Below are 21680 nucleotides of genomic sequence, written 5' to 3'. Positions count from 1 at the left end.
GACGGGCGCCGGGACAGGCGCCCTGCACCGGCACCGAACAGACGCGTCGTGCGGGGACGGGCGCGGGTGAGCCCGGGGCCGGTACACGCGCGCCCCGGGCTCACCCGTCCGTGCGTCCGTCGGTTCAGCCGAAGCTGCCGAGTTCGCCGTCGAGGATGCCGAAGAGCTCGTCGGCCGTGGCCGCTTCCAGCCCCTTCTCCCCGGTGTCGCCGGCCTTCCCGGGTTCCGGCCACTGCGCCGCGCCGTCCCACCGGGCGGTGAGGGACCTGAGCCGCGCGGCCACCCGGGCACGGCGCTCGTCGTCGAGCCCGTCGGAGCCGAGCACGGTGTCCAGCAGCGTCTCCAGGCGTACCACCTCCCCCTCCACGTCGACGAGTTCCTCGTCGGTCCCGGCCCCGCCCAGTTCCTCGAACAGGTGCTGGGCGAGTGCCTCGGAGGTCGGGTAGTCGAAGGTGAGGGTGGTGGAGAGCCGCAGGCCCGTGTCGGCGCTCAGGCGGTTGCGCAGCTCCAGCGCGGCGAGCGAGTCCACGCCGAGGTCGCCCAGCGGGCGTTCGGCGTCGACGGCGCCTCCGGAACCGTGTCCGAGGACATCGGCCACGTGCCCGCACACCGTGTCGACCAGCAGCCGCCTGCCGTCCGCGACCCCGAGCTCGGCCAGCCGCCGCACCAACGGCTCCGCCTCCTCCGGGGCGGCCTCCACCGCCCGGACGGTCCGGCGGACCGGCGCCGACGCCGGTTCCAGGGCGCGGACCAGGGCCGGGGCGTCGTCGGTGACCTGGACGCGGATCGGCAGCAGGGACGGCGCGTCGGTAGTCAGGGCCCGGTCGAACAGCGACAGCGCCCGGCCGGCGGGCAGCGGCAGGATGCCGTCGCGGGCCAGCCTGCGCATCTCGGCCTCGCCGAGGCCGGCCGCCATGCCGTCGCCGGTGTCCCACAGCCCCCAGCCCAGTGACAGGGCGGGCAGCCCCTCCGCCCGCCGCCGGGCGGCGAGGGCGTCGAGGAAGGCGTTGCCCGCCGCGTAGTTGGCCTGCCCCGCCGCTCCCAGCGTGCCGGCGGCGGAGGAGAAGAGGACGAAGGCGGCCAGGTCCAGGTCGCGGGTGAGTTCGTGCAGGTGCCAGGCGGCATCGGTCTTGGGCCGCATCACCGTCTCCGTGCGCGTCGCGGTGAGATCGGTGAGCAGACCGTCGTCCAGGACGCCGGCGGCGTGCACGACGGCGGTCAGCGGATGGGCTTCGGGAACGGAGGCCAGCAGCTCGGCCAGCGCGGCGCGGTCGGTGGTGTCGCAGGCGGCGACCGTGATCCGCGCGCCGGGGGCGACGGGCTCCTCGTACCCTCGCGCGTCCGGTGTCCGGCCGCCTCGGCCGACCAGCAGCAGGTGCCGGACGCCGTGGTGCTCGGCCAGGTGCCGGGCCACCAGGCGGCCGAGACTGCCGGTGCCGCCGGTGATGAGGACGGTGCCCTCGGGGTTCAGCGGGATGGCCGGCACGGTCCGGGTCTCGTCGGCCCGGGTCAGCTCCGGTGTGTACACCGTGCCCCCGCGCAGGGCGAGTTCGGGCGCGCCGGTCGCGACGGCGGCCGGCAGGACCGCGGACGAGGCGTCGTCGCCGTCGGTGTCGGCCAGCACGAACCGGCCGGGGTGCTCGACGGCGGCGGACCGGACCATGCCCCAGATGACGGCCTGGGCCGGGTCCGGCGCCCCGTCGGCGCCGACGGCGACCGCGGACCGGGTGACGACGACCAGGGGGGTACCGTCCGCCGGTTCGGCCAGGTGTTCCTGGAGCGCGGCGAGGGTGCGCACGGCGGTCCCGCGGGCCCGCGCCGGCAGGTCGCCGGCCGCGGCGTCGTCCAGGGTCACGGTCAGGGTGCGGGGCTCGGCCGCCGCCCCGTCGGCGATCACGTCCGCCGGGGTCCAGCGCAGGGCGAACAGGTCGCCGGAGGCGGGCGCGGCGGCCGTCAGCTGCTCGGCCGTCACCTGGCGGATGCGCAGCGACGCCGCCTCGGCGACCGGTGCGCCCGAGGTGTCGTACAGCCCCAGGGTCATGTGGTCCGTGCCGTGCGGGGTGAGCCGCAGCCTCAGGGCCGTGGCACCGGTGGCGTGCAGGGTGACCCCCTCCCAGGCGAAGGGCAGGGTCATGACGGCCGGGTCCTGCCCGTCCAGCAGGTCGATGGCGTGAAGCGCCGAGTCGAGGAGCGCCGGGTGCAGTGCGAATCCGTCGGCCGCGTCGGCGTCGGGAAGGGCGAGTTCGGCGCAGACCTCGTCGCCGAGCCGCCAGGCCGCGCGCAGGCAGCGGAACAGCGGGCCGTAGCCGTACCCCTGCTCGGCGAGGTGGTCGTACAGTCCGCTCACCTCGACGGGGACGGCACCCTCCGGCGGCCAGACGTCGACGGGGGCCGGTTCGGGCGCGGTCCGCGGGGTGAGGCTGCCGGTGGCGTGGCGGGTCCAGTCTCCGCCGGTGCCCTCGGGCCGGGCGTGCACGGCCAGTTGTCTGCGCCCGTCGGCGTCGGGAGCCGCGGCGGTCACCTGGAGGTGCACCGAACCCTTCGGGGGGAGAACCAGCGGCCGCTCCAGGGTGATCTCCTCCACGTGCGGGCAGCCGGCGCGGTCACCGGCCTGGAGGGCAAGTTCCACGAAGGCGCTGCCGGGCACCAGGACGACTCCCGCGACGGCGTGGTCGGCCAGCCAGGGGTGGGTGGCCAGGGAGAGGCGGCCGGTCAGCGCGACGGTGTCGGCGGCGGCCAGGGTGAGGGCGGCGCCGAGCATCGGGTGCCCGGCGGGCGACTGGCCGAGCCCGCCGGCGTCGGTGGCCCCCCCGGGCCCGTCGTCCAGCCACAGCCGCTGCCGCTGGAAGGCGTACGTCGGCAGCTCGACGCGCCGGGCGTCGGCGCCCGCCCGCACCCGCTGCCAGTCGAGGGTCAGGCCGCGGACGTGGGCGGTGGCGACGAGCGCGGCGAGCGTTACCTCCTCGTCGCGCTCGCGGCGCAGGGCCGGTACGAACGCCGATCGCTCCGGGTCGGCGAGGGCGTGCGGGCCCATGGCCGACAGGACGGCGTCGGGGCCGAGTTCGAGGAAGGTGCGGACGCCGTCGTCCTCCAGGGCGCGGACCGCGTCCCCGAAGCGGACCGCGTCCCGGACGTGGCGCACCCAGTACTCGGGCGAGCGCAGGTCGTCCTCGGTGGCGTGCGTACCGGTGACGACGGGAATCGCGGGCGCGGCGTAGCGCAGTTCACGGGCGGCCTTCTCGAACTCGGCCAGCATCGGGTCCATGAGGGGCGAGTGGAAGGCGTGGCTGACCCGCAGCCGCTTGGTACGGCGGTCGGCGAAGGCGGTGGCGACCGCGTTCACCGCCGCCCGCGTCCCGGAGACCACGACCGCGCGCGGGCCGTTGACGGCTGCCAGGGACACGTCGGGCCCGAGATGCGGCAGCACCTCGGCCTCGGACGCGTCCACGGCGAGCATGGCGCCGCCGGCGGGCAGGGCCTGCATGAGGCGGCCACGGGCGGTGACCAGCCGGGCCGCGTCCGCGAGGTCCCATACGCCGGCGACGTGAGCGGCGGTCAGTTCGCCGATGGAGTGGCCGGCCAGGCGGTCCGGGCGGATGCCGTAGGACTCCAGCGTGCGGTACAGGGCCGTCTCCACCGCGAACAGGGCGCTCTGGGTGTAGAGCGTGTGATCGAGCGACTCGGCCGCGTCGGTTCCGGGTTCGGCCCACATGACCTCGCGCAACGGCCGGTCCAGGTGGGCGTCCAGCGCCTCGCACACCTCGTCGAGGGCCTGCCGGAAGGCCGGGTGGGTGTCGTACAGGCCGCGGCCCATGCCGGGGCGCTGGGCGCCCTGCCCGGTGAACAGGAAGGCGGTGCGGCCGGCGACGGGCCGTCCGCGCACGACGTGGTCGGTGGTGGCGCCGTCGGCCAGCGCGTTCAGGCCGGCCAGCAGTTCGTCCCGGTCACGGGCGACGATCGCGCCCCGGTGGGTGAGGTCGGCGCGGCCCGTGGCCAACGAGTGGACGATGTCGGTGATCCGCTCGTCGGCGACGGCGCGCAGCCGGCCGGCCTGGGCGGCCAGTGCCTCGGGGGTGGCCCCCGAGACGACGACGGGAAGGAGGGGGGCCTGGATCTCCGCGTCCGGCAGGGGGGAGGTGTCGTCGTCGGGTGCCTCCTCCAAAATCACATGCGCGTTCGTCCCGCTGATCCCGAACGACGACACCCCCGCACGACGCACCCGCTCACCCCGCGCCCACGGACGTTCCTCATCCAGCAACCGCACCCGCCCCGCACCCCACTCCACCTTCCGCGACGGCTCACCCACATGCAGCGTCCGCGGCAACACCCCCTCCCCCAACGACAACACCATCTTCATCACACCCGCCACACCCGCAGCCGCCTGCGTATGCCCGACGTTCGACTTCACCGACCCCAACCACAACGGCACCTCACGCTCAACCCCGTACACCGCCAACAACGCCTGCGCCTCGATCGGATCACCCAACTCCGTCCCCGTACCATGCGCCTCCACCACATCCACATCACCCGCCGACACACCCGCCGACACCAACGCCTGACGCAACACCCTCTGCTGCGACGGACCATTCGGCGCCGTCAGACCATTCGACGCACCATCCTGATTCACCGCACTCCCCCGCACCACCGCCAACACCCGATGCCCCAACCGCCGCGCATCCGACAACCGCTCCAACACCAGCACACCGGCGCCCTCGGACAGGGCCGTGCCGTCCGCCGCGTCGGCGAAGGACTTGACCCGGCCGTCCGCGGCGAGGTTGCGCTGCCTGCTGAAGTCGACGAACGTGTCGACGGTCGACATCACGGAGACGCCGCCGGCCATCGCCAGGGTGCACTCGCCCCGCCGCAGCGCCTGCGCGGCCAGGTGCAGCGCGACCAGGGACGAGGAGCACGCGGTGTCGACGGTGAGGGCCGGGCCCTCCAGGCCGAGGGCGTAGGCGACCCGGCCCGAGACGACACTGGCGAGGCTTCCGTTGCCGAGGTAGTCGCGGACGGCCTCGGGGACGTCGCGCAGCCGGCTGCCGTAGTCGTGGTACATGACGCCCGCGAACACCCCGGTGCGGGTGCCGCGCACGCTGTGCGGATCGATGCCGGCGCGTTCCAGGGCCTCCCAGGAGGTCTCCAGCAGCAGCCGCTGCTGCGGGTCCATGGCGAGGGCCTCACGGGGGCCGATGCCGAAGAAGTCGTGGTCGAACTCGGCTGCGTCGTAGAGGAATCCGCCCGAGCGGGTGCTGCAGTGGCCGGGCTTGCCGGGCTCCGGATCGTACAGGGTGTCCAGGTCCCAGCCCCGGTCGTCCGGGAAGTCGCCGATGCCGTCCGCGCCGTCGGCCAGCAGCCGCCAGAACTCCTCGGGCGTGGTGACACCGCCGGGGTAGCGGCAGGCCATGCCGACGATCGCCACGGGCTCGTCCGCGGCGTCTGCCGTCTCCGGCATCACGGCCCCGGGGGCGTCCCCGGCGTCGGCGCCGAGGAGTTCCGTCCTCAGATACCTCACCAGGGCGTCGGCGTCGGGGTGGTCGAAGACGAGGGTGGCGGGCAGCCGCAGGCCGACGGCGCCGCCCAGACGGTTGCGCAGTTCGACCGCGGTCAGCGAGTCGAACCCGGCCTCACGGAAGGAGCGGCGCGGGTCGAGCACCATGTCGGAACCGTGACCGAGGACGGCGGCCACCTGTGTACGGATCAACTCCGCCAGCTCTGCGTCCTGTTCGGTGCGGCCCAGGGCGGCCAGCCGGTCGGCGAGCGAGGGCCCCGCGGTCCGGGCGGCGGCGGCCCGGCGGGCGGGAGCGGGCACGAGGCCGCGCAGCAGGGCGGGTACGCCGTCGGCGCCGCGCAGGGCACGCAGGTCCAGGCCGATGGGCAGCAGCAGCCGCTCGTCGGCGGCGAACGCGGCGTCGAGCAGCCGCAGTCCCTCCTCGGTGGGCAGAGGCCGGACTCCCGCACGCGTCATGCGCTCGACGTCGGCGTCGGTGAGGTGGGCGGTCATGCCGGTGCGCTGCTCCCAGAAGCCCCAGGCCAGCGAGAGCGCCGGCAGCCCCAGGGAGCCACGGTGCGCGGCGAGGGCGTCGAGGAACGCGTTGGCGGCGGCGTATCCGGACTGCCCGGCTCCGTCGACGGTGCCGGCGGCCGAGGAGAACAGTACGAACGCCGCGAGGTCCATGTCCCGGGTGAGTTCGTGCAGGTTCCAGGCTGCGTCCGCCTTGGGCCGCAGCACGGCGTCCAGGCGTTCGGGGGTCTGGTCGGTGACCAGCCCGTCGTCGAGAACGCCGGCGAGGTGCACCACGGCGGTCAGGGGATGTGCGGCGGGCACTTCGGCCAGGAGCGCGGCCAGGTCGTCGCGCTCGGCGGCGTCGCAGCGGGCGACGACGACCTCGACACCGGACTCGGCGAGGTCGGCGAAGTCGTCCGCCGATGTGCCGCTGCGCCCGGCCAGGACCAGACGGCGCACGCCGTGTCCGGTGGCGAGGTGCCGGGCAACCACGGCGCCGAGCACGCCGGTTCCGCCGGTGATCAGTACGGTGCCGTCGGGATCGAGCGTGGCGGCGCTCCCGCGTACGACGGCGCGGGCCAGCCGGGGCACCCGGACGGTGTCGCCCCGCAGGGCCAGTTGCGGCTCGCCGCTCGCGGCGGCGGCGCGCACGGCGGCGGCGATCCGGTCGTCGTCCGCCGTCCCGGGGGCGGTGTCCACGAGGACGATGCGGTCGGGGTGTTCGCCCTGGGCGGCGCGGACGAGGCCCCAGACGGCGGCGCCCGCCAGGTCGACGGGGCTCTCCTCGCCGGTGGTGACCGCGCCGCCGGTGAGGACCAGCAGGCGGGCCTCGGCGGTCCGTTCGTCCGCCAGCCAGTCCTTCAGGGCGGTCAGGACCCGTCCGGTCGCCTCGCGCACCGATGCCGCCGGGTCGTCGCCGCCGGCCACCGGCAGTACCACCCAGTCGGGCAGCGGTGCGAGCGCGGCCGTGCCGTCCTCCGCCAGGACGGCATGGGCGGGGGTCGCGGCATCCGGTACGGGCACCACGGGCCAGTCCAGCCGGTACAGGTCGTCGGCGCGGACCGGGGAGGCCAGCGCTCCGCCGTCGACCGGGCGGGAGACCAGTGCCTCGACGGCGGCGACCGGGGCACCGGTGGGGTCGGCCAGTTCCAGGGAGAGCGTGTCACCGCCGCGAAGGCGGACCCGCAGGGCGGTGGCCCCGGACGCGTACAGCGACACGCCGGTCCAGGCGAAGGGCAGCCGGGCCGCCTCCTGGCCGTGCGCGCCGAGGCCGTCGGCGTGCAGGGCGGCGTCGAAGAGGGCCGGGTGCAGACCGAAGCCGCCCGCCTCGGTGGGCAGTTCGACCTCGGCGTACGTCTCGTCGCCGCGCCGCCAGGCCGCGCGCAGGCCCTGGAAGGCCGGACCGTAGTCGTAACCGAGGGCCGCCAGTGCGGTGTAGGCGTCGTCCACCGGGACCGGTGCGGCGCCGGGGGGCGGCCAGGCCGCGAGGTCGAAGGCGGGCGGCGCGGACTGCGGTGCGAGGAGGCCCGAGGCGTTCTGGGTCCAGGCGGCCTCGTCGGCGCTCTCGGGGCGGGAGTGGACGGTCACCGCGCGGTGCCCCTGGCCGTCGGCGGCGGCCACGTGGAGCTGGAGCTGGACGGCGCCCCGCTCGGGCAGCAGCAGGGGGGCCTGCAGGGTGAGTTCGGTGACGTGTCCGCAGCCGAGGTCGTGGCCGGCGCTCAGCGCCAATTCGACCAGTGCGGTGCCGGGCAGCAGGGTGGTGCCGGAGACCGCGTGGTCGGCCAGCCAGGGCGTGGTGGACAGCGAGAGCCGGCCGGTGAACAGCGTGCCGCCGCCGGCGACCGGGACGGCCGCGCCCAGCAGCGGGTGGCCGGCGCCCCGGAGGCCTGCGGCGGTGACGTCGCCGGCGGCCGCGGACCGGCCCAGCCAGTAGCGCTCACGCTGGAAGGCGTAGGTGGGCAGGTCCGCGGTCCGCACCGGCATCCCGGCGAACACCGGGGACCAGTCGACCGGGACGCCGGCCACGAACGCCTCGCCCAGCGAGGTGAGCAGACGTCCGGCACCTCCGTCGTCGCGGCGCAGCGAGCCGAGGCCGGTGACGGCCGCGTCGGCCGCGTCGGCGGTCTCCTCGATGCTGTTGAGCAGGACCGGATGCGGACTGCACTCGACGAACACCCCGTAGCCTGCGGCCAGCAGGGTCCGGGTGGTCGGCTCGAACAGGACGCCCTGGCGCAGGTTGGTGTACCAGTACCCGGCGTCCAGCGTGGTGGTGTCCAGCACGCCGTCGGTGACGGTGGAGTAGAAGGGCACGGCGGCGGGACGCGGCCGCACGTCCGCGAGGTCGGTGAGGAGCCGTTCGCGGATCGACTCGACGTGGGCGCAGTGCGAGGCGTAGTCCACCGGCAGCCGTTTGGCGCGTCCGCCGTCGGCGACGATCGTCTCGCGCAGGGCGTCGAGGGCGTCGGCGTCCCCGGAGAGCACCACGGAGGAGGCGCCGTTGACCGCGGCCACGGAGACCCGCCCGTCGTGGGCGGCGACGAGTTCGCGTGCCCGGGACTCGGGCAGGGCCACCGACATCATGCCGCCGCGGCCGGAGAGCGACTCGGCGATGGCCCGGCTGCGCAGGGCCACGACGCGGGCTCCGTCGGACAGACTGAGCGCACCGGCCACGCAGGCGGCGGCGATCTCTCCCTGGGAGTGTCCGATGACGGCGGCGGGTCGCACCCCGTGCGCGCGCCACACCTCGGCCAGCGACACCATGATCGCCCACAGGGCGGGCTGTACGACGTCCACCCGTTCCAGTGGACGGCGTTCGCGCACGGTCCCGAGGAGATCCCAGTCGGTGAAGGGGGCGAGGGCCTCGGCGCAGTCGGCCATGGTGGCGGCGAACACCGGGGAGGCGTCCAGGAGGTCGGCGGCCATGCCTGCCCACTGGGAGCCCTGTCCGGGGAAGACGAACGCGATGCGGGACTCCCCCGCCGGTGCGCCGCGCACCACGCCGGACGCCGGGTCGCTCTCGGCCAGCGCGGTGAGGTCGGCGGTCACGGCGGCCAGGTCCGCGCCGACGACGACGGCCCGCCGGTCCAGGGCGGCGCGGGTGGTGGCCAGGGTGTGGGCGACGTCGGGCACCGGATCGGTGCCGGCCTCCAGGTGGTCCAGGAGGCGGCGGGCCTGGGCGGCCAGTCCCGGCTCGTCACGGGCGGACAGCACCAGGGGCAGGGGGCGGTCCCAGACCGGCTCCTCGTCGCGCGGCTCGGGGTCGGGGGCCGCCTCGACGATGACGTGGGCGTTGGTGCCGCTGATCCCGAAGGAGGACACGGCGGCGCGGCGGAGCTCCCCGGGGGCGGGCCACTCGCGTGGCTCGGAGAGCAGTTCGACGGCGCCGGCCTCCCAGTCGACCTGGGTGGTGGGCCGTCCGGCGTGCAGGGTCCGGGGCAGCCGGCCGTGGCGCATGGCCATCACCATCTTGATGACTCCGGCGACTCCGGCGGCGGCCTGGGTGTGCCCGATGTTGGACTTCACCGAGCCCAGCCACAACGGCTCCTCGCGGTCCTGGCCGTAGGTGGCCAGGAGAGCCTGGGCCTCGATCGGGTCACCGAGCGGGGTGCCGGTGCCGTGTGCCTCCACGGCGTGGACCTGGCGGGGTTCCAGGCGGGCGTCGGCGAGGGCGGCGCGGATGACGCGTTGCTGGGAGGGGCCGTTGGGGGCGGTCAGGCCGTTGGAGGCACCGTCCTGGTTGACGGCGGTGCCCCGCACGACGGCGAGCACACGGTGGCCGTTGCGACGGGCGTCGCTCAGCCGCTCCAGGAGCAGCATCCCCACGCCCTCACCCCAGCCGGTGCCGTCCGCGCCCTCCGCGAACGACTTGCAGCGGCCGTCCAGGGCGAGGCCGCGCTGGCGGGAGAAGTCGATGAAGGTGTCGGGGGTGGACATGACGGTCACCCCGCCGGCCAGGGCGAGGCCGCACTCACCGGTGCGCAGGGCCTGCACGGCCAGGTGGAGGGCGACCAGCGAGGAGGAGCAGGCGGTGTCGATGGTGACGGCCGGGCCCTCCAGCCCGAGGGTGTAGGACACGCGGCCGGAGGCGACGCTGCCGAGGTTGCCGTTGCCGAGGTAACCCTCGACGCCTTCGGGAACATCCGTGAGCCAGCTGCCGTAGTCGTGGTACATGACGCCCGCGTAGATGCCGGTACGGCTGCCGCGCAGGGTGTGCGGGTCGATGCCGGCGCGTTCGAACGCCTCCCAGGCGGTCTCCAGCAGCAGCCGCTGCTGCGGGTCCATGGCGACGGCCTCGCGCGGGCTGATGCCGAAGAACCCCGGGTCGAACTGCGGTGCGTCGTGGAGGAATCCGCCCTCGCGCACATGGGTGCGGCCCGGCGCGTCGGGGTCGGGGTCGTAGATCGCGTCGACGTCCCAGTCCCGGTCCGCGGGGAAGTCGCCCACGGCGTCCACTCCGGCGTCGACCAGCTGCCACAGCTGTTCGGGCGTGCTGACGCCGCCGGGATAGCGGCAGCTCATGGCGACGACGGCGACGGGCTCGTGCGCGGCTTCGGAGATCCGGTCGTTGTGCCGGCGCAGCCGCTCGTTCTCGAGCATGGCCTCGCGCAGCGCCTCGACGATCTGCTCGACAGATGTGTCCACGGTCGGTGTCGCTCCCTGCTGACTCGGCGGCGCTGATGATGCGGTGAAGGTGGAGATGCGGTGGTGGTGCGCCGGAGGCGGATCGCCGGTGCCGGACGCGGCGCGGCGTCCGGCACCGGGGCGGATCACTCGGGGGTGCTGCGGCTCAGGGCGGCCCGCACCAGGTCCGCCACGCCCATGGACTTGATGTCCATGGGCTGCTCGGCGGCGGCCTCTGCCGGTGCGGACCCGGACAGTCTCAGCAGTCCGTCGAGCAGTCCCGCCTCACGGATCCTCGCGACCGGGATGCGGGCGATGAGGTTCCGCACCTCTTCGTCCGCCCGCGGGTCGGCGGGCTCCGGGGCGGCGGCCGGGGCGAACCGGTCGAGCAGGTGGTCCGCCAGGGCCGTCGGGGTGGCGTAGTCGAAGATGAGGGTGGAGGGCAGACGCAGTCCGCTGGCGGCGTTGAGCCGGTTGCGCAGCTCGACCGCGGCGAGTGAGTCGAAGCCCAGTTCGGTGAAGGCGCGCCGGGGGTCGACGGCCCCGGGTCCGTCGTGGCCGAGCACCGCGGCGACCTCGGTGCGGACCGCTTCGAGCACCGCGTGCCCGTGGTCGGCCTCCGGCAGCCCGGCCAGGCGCTCGCCGAGTGTGCGGGTCCGGTCGTCCTGCGCCGCGCGGGCGGTGACACCGGCCAAGGTGCGCAGCACGGCGGGTACGTCGTCACCGCGTCGGCGCAGCGCGGCGGTGTCCAGCCGGACCGGCACCAGGGCCGGGAGCCCTGACTCCAGGGCCGCGTCGAACAGTTCCAGCCCTTCGGCCGGGTCGAGCGCGCCGATACCGGACCGCTCGATGCGCTGTACGTCGTCCCGGTCGAGGCCGGCTCCCATGCCGCTGCCGGCCCAGAGGCCCCAGGCGAGCGAGGTCGCCGGCAGGTTCCGGCCGGCGCGGTGGGCCGCCAGCGCGTCGAGGAAGACGTTGGCGGCGGCGTAGTTGCCCTGACCCGTGGCATCGATGGTGCCGGCGGCCGAGGAGAACAGCACGAAGTGGGACAGGTCCCGGTCGAGGGTGAGCTGGTGCAGGTGCCAGGCGGCGTCCGCCTTGGGCCGGAGCACGGTGTCCAGGCGCTCGGGGGTGAGGGAGGGGACCAGCCCGTCGTCGAGTACACCGGCGGTGTGCACGACGCTGTCGACGGGGTGGGCGGCGAGCAGGGCGGCGAGTGCGGCCCGGTCGGCGACGTCGCAGGCGACGAGGTCGGTGCGGGCGCCCAGGGCGGACAGTTCCTGGGCCAGTTCGGTGGCGCCGGGGGCGTCGGGCCCCCGGCGGCCGGCGAGGACGAGGCGGGTGACGCCGTGCCGGGTGACGAGGTGGCGGGCCACCAGGGCGCCGAGCCCTCCGGTGCCGCCGGTGACGAGGACGGTGCCCCAGGGGCGGCCGGTGTGCGGGGCGTCCGGTTCCGCGACGCGTGTCAGGCGCGGTGCGTGGGCCCGGCCGTCCCGCCACAGCACCTCCGGCTCACCGGAGTCCAGGACGGCGGCCAGCGCGGCGCGGTCGGGCACGGAGCTGTCGGGCCCGGTCCGGCCGACGAGGACGATCCGGTCCGGGTCCTCGGCCTGGGCGGCCCGTACGAGTCCGTGCACGGCGGCGTCGGCGAGGGTGCCGGCAGTGAGGACCAGCAGCACCGAGCCGGCCCATCGCTCGTCGCCCAGCCACTCCTGGACGGTCGCGAGGGTCGCGTCCAGCGTGCTGCGCACCGCCCCCGGCACCTGCTCCGCGTCGTGGTGCGGGGCCCGTACCGGGAGGACGACGACATCGGGTGCGGGACCGCCGATCGCGGCCAGTCCGGGGTGGGCGGGGGCGCCGAGACCGGCGTCGTCGGGGCCGAGCACGGCCCAGGTGCGGCGCTCGGGGCGCCCTGCGGCGTCCGGCAGCGGTTCGCCCTCGGTGACGTAGAGGGAACGCACACGTCCGGTGAGCCGGTCGGCGGTGACGGGGCGGGTGACGTAGGACTCGACGGTGGCCAGCGGCCTTCCTTCGGTGTCCGTCAGTTCGAGCCGGGTGCCTTCCTCGCGCGGGGTGACCCGGACGCGCGCGGTGAGCGCCCCCCGGCCGTGCGCGGTGACGCCTGTCCAGGCGAAGGGGAGGGCGATCGTGCCGGCGGGCGTGTCGTCGCCGGGGTCCTCCCCGGTGAGGGACGTGGTGTGCAGGGCGGAGTCCAGCAGCGCGGGGTGCAGGGTGTGCCGGGTGGCGTCCTGCCGTGCGTCGGCGGGCAGTTCCAGCTCGGCCAGGACGGTGTCGCCGAGCCGCCAGGCGGCCCGTACGCCACGGAAAACGGGCCCGTAGTCGTAGCCCTCGCCGTGCAGGCGGGGGTAGAGGCCGGCGGTGTCGAGGGGGACGGCGTCCGGTGGCGGCCAGACACCGTCCGGTGCCGTTTCCGTGCCGGTGAGGGTGCCGGTGGCGGTGAGGGTCCCGGTCGCGTGCCGCGTCCAGTCCTCGTCCTCGGGTGCGTTCCCGGGCCTGGAGTGGATCTCCACGGAGCCGTCGGGCCGCGCGGCGACCTGGAGATGTACGGCGCCGTCCCCGGGGAGCGCCAGCGGGGCCTGGAGGGTGAGTTCCTCCAGGACGGGCCGGCCGGTCAGCCGGCCGGCGTGCAGGGCGAGGTCGACCAGGGCGGCGCCCGGTACCAGCACCGATCCGAGCACGGCGTGCTGGGTGAGCACCGGGTGGGTGGCGGTGGAGATCCGTCCGGTGAGCAGCGTTCCGCCGTCACCGGGAAGGTCGAGCCGGGCGCTGACGAACGGGTGGTCGGCGGTGGCGAGCCCGTGTCCGGCGGCGTCGCCCCTGGCCGCGGTCGTCGGCAGCCAGTAGGGGCGGTGCTCGAAGGCGTAGGTGGGCAGTTCGGTGCGGCGGCCCGCGTAGCCGTCGTACAGGACCGGCCAGTCGACGTCCGTGCCCCGGGTGTGCACGGTGGCCAGCGCGGCGAGCAGGCCGGGGACCTGGGCTGTGTCCTTGCGGGCCGTGGGGACGAACGCGGTCCCCTCGGCGTCGGGGAGGCAGTCCGGGCCCATGGCCGTCAGGACGGGTGCGGCGCCCAGTTCGAGGAAGGTGTCGACACCCCGCGCGGCCAGCGTCCCGACGGCGTCGGCGAACCGCACGGTCTGCCGTACGTGCCGCACCCAGTAGTCGGCGGAGCCGAGTTCGGCGGCCGTGGCCTGGGCGCCGGTGAGGGTGGACACGATCGGCAGGACCGGTTCCGCGGCCGGGAGGGCCGCCATGACCTGGCGGAACTCCTCCAGCATGGGCTCCATGCGAGGGGAGTGGAAGGCGTGCGAGACACGCAGCCGCCGGGTGATGGCGAAGTGTGCGGCGACGGCGGTGACGGCGTCCTCCTCCCCGGAGACGACCACGGCGCGCGGGCCGTTGACCGCGGCGATGCCGCACCGTTCGTCCAGCAGAGGCGCCACCTCCTCCTCCGTGGCCTGTACGGCGATCATCGCGCCGCCCCCGGGCAGCGCCTGCATCAGCCGGCCGCGTGCCGCGACGGCGGTCACGGCGTCCTGCAGTGACCAGACCCCTGCGACGTGCGCGGCGGCGAACTCGCCGACGGAGTGACCGGCCAGCCACGCGGGCCGCACCCCGAACGACTCCAGCAGGCGGTGGAGGGCGACCTGGGTGGTGAACAGGGCGGCCTGGGTGTAGGCGGTCTGCTCCAGGATGTCGGGGTGGTCACCGAGGACGACCTCGGCGAGCGGCCGTTCCAGGTGTTTGGCGAAGAGTTCGGCGACGCGGTCGAAGTGTTCGGCGTAGACCGGGTAGCTGTCGTACCAGTCGCGGCCCATGCCGGGCCGCTGGGCGCCCTGCCCGGAGAACAGGTGGGCGAGGGTTCCGTCGGTGGCGGCACCGGTGACGAGCAGGCCGGGCGCCTCGTGTCCCCGGGCCAGGGCGTCCAGCGCTTCCGCGGTCCGCGGCTCGTCGGTGGCGAGGACGACGGCGCGGTGCGGATGGGTGGTGCGGGTGGTGGCAAGGGCCAGGCCGAGATCCGCGGGTGCGATGCCGGTCAGGTCCCGCAGCCGGGCGGCCTGGCCGCGCAGTGCCTCGGGCGAGCGTGCGGAGACCGCGAGGGCGACCACGGGCGGCACGGTGGCCGGGTCGGGCTCCGAGGTCTCCGGCTCGTCGGCGGTGAACTCCTCCAGGATGACGTGGGCGTTGGTGCCGCTGATCCCGAAGGAGGAGACACCGGCGCGACGCGGCCGGTCCGGCGTGCGCCAGGGCCGCTCGTCGGTGAGCAGCCGCACCGCGCCCGCCGTCCAGTCCACCTGGGGCGAGGGCGCGTCGACGTGGAGGGTGCGCGGCAGGGTGCCGTGCCGCATCGCCATGACCATCTTGATGATGCCGGCGACTCCGGCGGCGGCCTGGGTGTGCCCCATGTTGGACTTGACGGAGCCCAGCCACAGCGGCTCGTCGTCCGGCCGCTCCTGTCCGTAGGTGGCCAGCAGTGCCTGCGCCTCGATCGGGTCGCCGAGGGTCGTACCGGTGCCGTGCGCCTCGACCACGTCGACGTCGGCGGTGGTGAGCCCGGCGGCGCTGAGCGCGGCGCGGATGACACGCTGCTGGGAGGGGCCGTTGGGAGCGGTCAGGCCGTTGGAGGCGCCGTCGGAGTTGACGGCGGAGCCGCGCACCGTGGCCAGCACCCGGTGACCGTTGCGGCGGGCGTCGGAGAGGCGTTCGACGACGAGCATGCCGACGCCCTCGCCCCAGCCGGTGCCGTCCGCCGCCGCGGCGAACGACTTGCAGCGGCCGTCGGCGGCCAGGCCGCGCTGGCGGGCGAAGTCGACGAAGGTGTCCGGGGTCGACATGACGGTGACGCCGCCGACCAGGGCGAGGTCGCACTCGCCCTGCCGCAGGGCCTGCGCGGCCAGGTGCAGGGTGACCAGCGAGGAGGAGCAGGCGGTGTCGACGGTGACGGCCGGGCCCTCCAGTCCGAGGGCGTAGGCGACCCGGCCCGAGACGACGCTGCCGAGGCTGCCGTTGCCGAGGTAGGCGGCGAGGTCGTCGGGGACGTCGGTCAGCCAGGTGCCGTAGTCGTGGTACATGACGCCCGCGAACACACCGGTGCGTGAGCCGCGCAGGGCCGCCGGGTCGATCGCGGATCGCTCCAGTGCCTCCCAGGAGACCTCAAGGAGCAGACGCTGCTGCGGGTCCATGGCGGTGGCCTCGCGCGGACCGATGCCGAAGAAGCCGGGGTCGAAGTCGGCCGCGTCGTAGAGGAAGGCGCCCTCCCGGGTGTACGTGCGGCCGGGAGTGCCGGGCTCCGGGTCGTACAGGGTGTCCGTGTCCCAGCCCCGGTCGGCGGGGAAGTCACCGACCGTGTCGACGCCGTCGGCGACGAGGCGCCACAGGTCCTCCGGGGAGCGGACGCCGCCGGGGTAGCGGCAGCCCATGCCGACGATGACGACGGGGTCGTCGCTGTCGGCGGGGCGCGGTCCGGGGGCGGGTTCGCCGGCCGGCCGAGAGGTGCCGAAGAGGGCGTCCCGGACGTGGTCGGCGAGGGCACGCGAGGTGGGGTGGTCGAAGACGAGGGTGGCCGGCAGCCGCAGTCCGGTGACGGTGTTGAGCCGGTTGCGCAGTTCGACGGCGGCCAGGGAGTCGAATCCCAGCTCGGTGAAGGCCCGGCCGGGGTCGATGGCCGACGGGGAGTCGTGCCGCAGTACCGCGGCCACCTCGGTGCGGACCAGGTCCAGCAGGGCGCGCTCCCGGTCGGCGGCGGGCAGGTCCGCCATCACCCGCTCCTGGTGGGGTGCCGTGTGGGCGGCGGCCCGGCGGGTGACGGGGCGGACGAGGCCGCTCAGCAGCGGCGGCGGGCCGTCGGGCCGTCGGCGTACGGCTGCGGCGTCGATCTCCACGGGGACGAGGTGGGGGCTGCCGGAACGGATCGCGGCGTCGAAGAGCCGCAGGGAGTGTCCGGCGGACAGCCCGGGGACCCCGTACGCGGCCACGCGCTCCAGGGCTGCGGCGTCCAGCGCGGCGCCCATGCCGGTGCCGGTGGCCCAGAGGCTCCAGGCGAGGGCGGTGGCGGGCAGTCCGTGCGCCGCCCGGTGGGTGGCGAGGGCGTCCAGGTAGGCGTTGGCGGCGGCGTAGTTGCCCTGGCCCGGTCCGTCGAGGACGGCGGCGAGCGAGGAGAACAGCACGAAGTGGGACAGGTCCCGGTCGAGGGTGAGTTCGTGCAGGTGCCAGGCGCCGGCGGCCTTGGCGTGGAAGACCTCGTCGACCATGTCGTCGGTGAGGCTCTCGACGATGCCGTCGCGCACGGTGCCCGCGGCGTGGACGACGGAGTCGACCGGGTGCCGGGCCAGCAGGTCGCGCAGCGCCTCCCGGTCGCCGACGTCGCAGGCGGCCACGGTCACCTCGGCGCCCAGCGCGGTCAGTTCGGCGTGCAGCTCGGGGGCGTGTCCCTGGCGGCCAGCCAGGACCAGGCGGGTGACGCCGTGGGCACGCACCAGGTGGTGGGCGAGCAGGGCGCCGAGACCGCCGGTGCCGCCGGTGATCAGGACGGTCCCCCAGTCGGCCGCCGGCCGGGGTGCGACGGCCGGCTCGGCGGCCAGCCGGGGCACGGCGAACCGGCCTCCGGAGAGCGAGAGTTCGGGCTCCCCGGTGGCGAGCGCCTGGCCCAGCTCCGCCTCGGAGGGCAGGCCGTCGTGCTCGACGAGGACGTAACGGCCCGGGTTCTCGGCCTGGGCCGAGCGGACCAGACCGCGTACCGCGGCGTGGGCGGGGCTGCCGGGCGGGGTGACGAGGACGAGGCGGGTTCCGGCCGCCCGTTCGTCCGACTGCCAGGTCTGCAGCAGGCGCAGGGTGCGAAGCACGTGGGCGCGGGCCTCGGTGGCGTCGGCTCCCGCGGGGCCGGCCGGGCGGTACACCACGGCGTCCGCGGCGGGGGCGTCGAGCAGCGCGTCCACGGCACGGGCGAGCGCGTCCTCGGCCGGACCGTCGTCGGACGGGCCGGCCGCGTGGGCGCCGTCGAGGACGGCGGTGCGCAGGGGCGCGGTGGCCGCAGGCCGGGGGTGCGGCGACCACTGCACGGCGTACAGGACGTCGTCGTCGGGCACGGGCAGCGAGGTCATGGCCTCGATGCCGGCCACGGGGGCACCGGTGGTGTCGAACAGGTGCAGGCCTATGGTGTCGCCGTCGCCACGGGTGATCCGTACGCGCAGGGCCGAGGCGCCGGTGGCGTGCAGGCGTACACCGGTCCAGGCGAACGGCAGCAGCACCTCGCCGCGCGGCGGGGCGTCGAGGTCGGCGGCGTGCAGCGCGGCGTCCAGCAGCGCGGGGTGGAGTCCGAAGCGCGCGGCGTCGGCGGCGGCGTCACCGGACAGGGCGGCCTCGGCGATGACGTCCTGGCCGTGCCGCCAGGCGGCACGCAGGCCCTGGAAGACGGGGCCGTAGGCGTAACCCTGGTCGGCGAGGTCCGCGTAGACCTCCGTGATGTCCAGGGGTACGGCGTCCGGCGGCGGCCAGGCACCCGGCTCGGTGCGGGCGGCCGGCGCGGCGGTGCCGGCGTCGGTGAGCAGGCCGGCCGCGTGCCGGGTCCAGGGCGCGTCCTCGTCGGCGCGCGAGTGGACGGTGACGGTGCGGCGTCCGGAGTCGTCGGGTTCCCCGACGGCCACCTGGACGGCGACGTGCTCGTCCGCGGCGAGCACCAGCGGGGCGCCGAGGGTGAGTTCCTCCAGCTCGGTGGCGCCGACGTGGTCGCCAGCCCGCAGGGCGAGTTCGACGAAGGCGGTGCCGGGCATCAGTACGCGGCCGGCGATCACGTGGTCCGCGAGCCAGGGGTGGGTGCGGGTCGAGAGGCGTCCGGTCAGGACGACGCCCTCCGCGCCGACCGCGACCACGGCCGCCAGCAGCGGGTGTCCGGCCGCGATCTGCCCCAGCCCGGCCGCGTCGGCGGGGGTGCCCGGCTCCAGCCAGAAGCGGCGCCGCTGGAAGGGGTAGCCGGGCAGCTCGACGCGGCGGGCGTCCCGGCCGGCGTGGTGCCGGGCCCAGTCGACGGGAACGCCGCGGGCGTGGGCCGCGGCGAGCGCGGTGACGGCCTCGCGGGCCTCGGGCCGATCGCGCCGGAGCACCGGCAGGAAGGCTGTGCCGGGGGCGTCCGTGCAGTCCGGTCCCATGGCGCTCAGCACCGCGTCCGGGCCGATCTCCAGGAAGGTCCGGACTCCGGCGTCGGAGAGCCACCGCACGGCGTCGTGGAAGCGGACCCGGGCGCGGACGTGTTCCACCCAGTACTCGGGATCGCACAGTTCGCGGCCGACGGGGGCGCCGGTCACGGTCGACACGACCGGCGCGGTGGGTTCGGCGTAGTCGAGTACCTGCGCCACCCGGCGGAACTCGTCCAGCATCGGTTCCATCAGCGGCGAGTGGAAGGCGTGGCTGACGCGCAGACGTTTGGTGTCGTGCCCGCGGGCGGCGAGTTCACCGGCGATGCGCTCGACATCGTCCAGGTCGCCGGAGATCACGACGGAGGCGGGGCCGTTCACGGCCGCGATGCCCGTGCGCTCGGTGAGCAGCGGCGCGACGTCGCTCTCGCCGGCGCGGACCGCGACCATGGCGCCGCCTTCGGGCAGCGCCTGCATGAGCCGGCCTCTCGCGGCCACCAGGATGGTGGCGTCCTGCAGGGTGAGGACCCCGGCCACGTGCGCGGCGGCGATCTCGCCGACGGAGTGCCCGGCCAGGTGGTCGGGGCGCATCCCCCAGCTCTCCAGCAGGCGGTGGAGGGCGACTTCGACGGCGAACAGGGCCGGCTGCGCGTACTCGGTGCGGTGCAGCAGCTCCGCGTCGGGTGTGTCCGGCCCGGCGAACAGGACGCTCTTGAGGGGCTTGGGGAGCTGGAGGTCGAAGTGGGCGCAGACGTCGTCGAGGGCATCGGCGAACGCGGGGTACGCGGCGGCGAGTTCGCGGCCCATGCCGGGGCGCTGACTGCCCTGCCCGGTGAACAGGAAGCCGACTTCGCCGCCCGCCCGCCCGGTTGCCGGGGTGCTGCCCGAGGCCACGGCGGTGAGCGCCGCCCGCAGTTCGGCGCGGTCGGCCGCGACGAGGACGGCCCGGTCGGGCAGGGCGGCGCGGGTGGTGGCCAGGGCGTGGGCGAGGTCGGCCGGTTCCGTGGTGCCGGCCAGTGGCAGCAGGTCGGCGGCACGGGCCCGCAGGGCGGCCCCGCCACGGGCGGACAGCGGGAAGACGAGCGGGACCTGGACACCGTCGGGGGCGTTCCCGGCATCGCTCCCGTGGGTGAGGTGCGCCGCCTCCGGGTCCGGGGCCCGGACACCGGCCGGGTCCTCTGCGTGGTCCTCGGAGTCCGGCTGCTCCAGGATGACGTGGGCGTTGGTGCCGCTGACGCCGAAGGAGGAGACACCCGCCCGGCGCGGGCGGCCGGTCCGGGGCCAGGGCCTCGGCTCGGTGACCAGTTCCACGCTGCCGGACGCCCAGGCGGCGTGCGGAGTGGGGGCGTCGACGTGCAGGGTCGCCGGGACCTGACCGTGCCGCATGGCGAGGACGGTCTTGATCACGCCGGCCACGCCCGCGGCGGCCTGGGTGTGGCCCAGGTTCGACTTGACCGAGCCGAGCAGCAGAGGGGCTCCGGCCGGGCGGCCCTGCCCGTAGGTGGCAAGGAGAGCGGTCGCCTCGATGGGGTCGCCGAGGCGGGTGCCCGTACCGTGTGCCTCCACCACGTCGACGTCGGCGGGTCCGAGTCCGGCGACGGCCAGCGCCCGGCGGATCAGCCGTTGCTGCGCGGTGCCGTTGGGGGCGGTGAGCCCGTTGGAGGCACCGTCCTGGTTGACGGCGGAGGACCGTACGACGGCGAGCACCTGGTGGCCGTTGCGGCGGGCGTCGGAGAGCCGTTCCAGGACGAGGACGCCGACGCCCTCGGCGAAGCCCGTGCCGTCCGCGGCGGCGGCGAAGGCCTTGCAGCGGCCGTCCGCGGACAGACCGCGCTGCCTGCTGAACGCGGTGAAGACTCCCGGCCCGCCCATCACCGCGACCCCGCCGGCCAGCGCCAGGGACGACTCGCCCTGCAGGAGCGAGCGGCAGGCCAGGTGGACGGCGACCAGGGAGGCGGAGCAGGCGGTGTCGACGGTGACGGCCGGTCCCTCGGTGCCCAGCACGTAGGCGACGCGGCCGGAGATGACGCTGGAGGCGTTGCCGGCCAGCAGATGGGCGTCGAGTCCGTCCGGCGCGTCGTGCAGGCGCGGACCGTACTCCTGCACCTCGGCCCCGAAGAACATGCCGGCCGCGGTGCGGCGCAGTGCGGTGGGGTCGATGCCGGCGTCCTCCAGGGCCAGCCAGGAGGTCTCCAGGACCAGTCGCTGCTGCGGGTCCATGGCCATCGACTCGCGCGGGCTGATGCCGAAGAACTCTGCGTCGAACTCGGTTGCCGTGTCGAGGAATCCGCCGGTGCGGGCGTAGGAGCTGCCGGGGACGTCCGGGTCCTCGTCGAACAGCTGCTTCAGGTCCCAGCCCCGGTCCTGGGGGAAGTCCGAGAGCACTTCGCCACCGTCGGTCAGCAGGCGCCAGAGGTCGGCCGGGGTCTCGATGCCCCCGGGGAAGCGGCAGCCGATGCCGACGATCGCCACGGGTTCGTCGGTGTGGCCGTCACCGGCCGGCTCCGGCGGGGCCTCGTCGGCGGCACCGTCCCCGGCCAGCAGCCGGTCGGCCAGATCGCGCACGGTGGGGCAGTCGTAGGCGAGACCGACCGGCAGGTCGAGGCCGGTCCGCTCGGTCAGCCTCCGGTGCAGGTCCACCGCCGCGAGCGAGTCGAGCCCCTGTTCCGCCAGCGGTACGGACGGGTCCAGGGTCTGCGAGGTGCCCGGCCTGGCCGCCTCGACCGCCTCGGTAACGGCGGTGCGCACCAGATCCGTCACGAGTCTGCGGTGCTGCGTCGGTGCGGCCTCGGCGAGCAGTCGTGCCAGGGCTGATTCGGATCCGGGCCCGTTCATCCACGCATCTCCACTTTCGACCGACACCGTTTTCCACCTTTTTTCTCACGGTAATGACGACCCCTGAAGGCCCA

At 75.4% G+C, this 21680-nt stretch carries 2 protein-coding genes; both read right to left on the bottom strand.

Translation table 11 applies throughout. The annotated features are described in order from the left end of the window. Nucleotides 1-124 precede the first annotated feature (124 nt). A complete protein-coding gene (locus OG379_RS31310) occupies nt 125-10645 on the bottom strand; it encodes an SDR family NAD(P)-dependent oxidoreductase (RefSeq protein WP_405666370.1) in 10521 nt (3506 codons plus the stop codon). A 125-nt stretch (nt 10646-10770) separates the two neighbouring features. Further along, nucleotides 10771-21606: an SDR family NAD(P)-dependent oxidoreductase gene (locus OG379_RS31305; RefSeq protein WP_405666368.1), complete on the bottom strand. Its 10836-nt coding sequence runs from the start codon at nt 21604-21606 to the stop codon at nt 10771-10773. Nucleotides 21607-21680 lie beyond the last annotated feature (74 nt).

Origin of the sequence: Streptomyces sp. NBC_01166, from assembly GCF_045039765.1 — a bacterium.
GTDB lineage: Bacteria > Actinomycetota > Actinomycetes > Streptomycetales > Streptomycetaceae > Streptomyces.
Note: the sequence above shows the minus strand (reverse complement) of the source record. Positions and strands in the feature narration are given on the sequence as shown.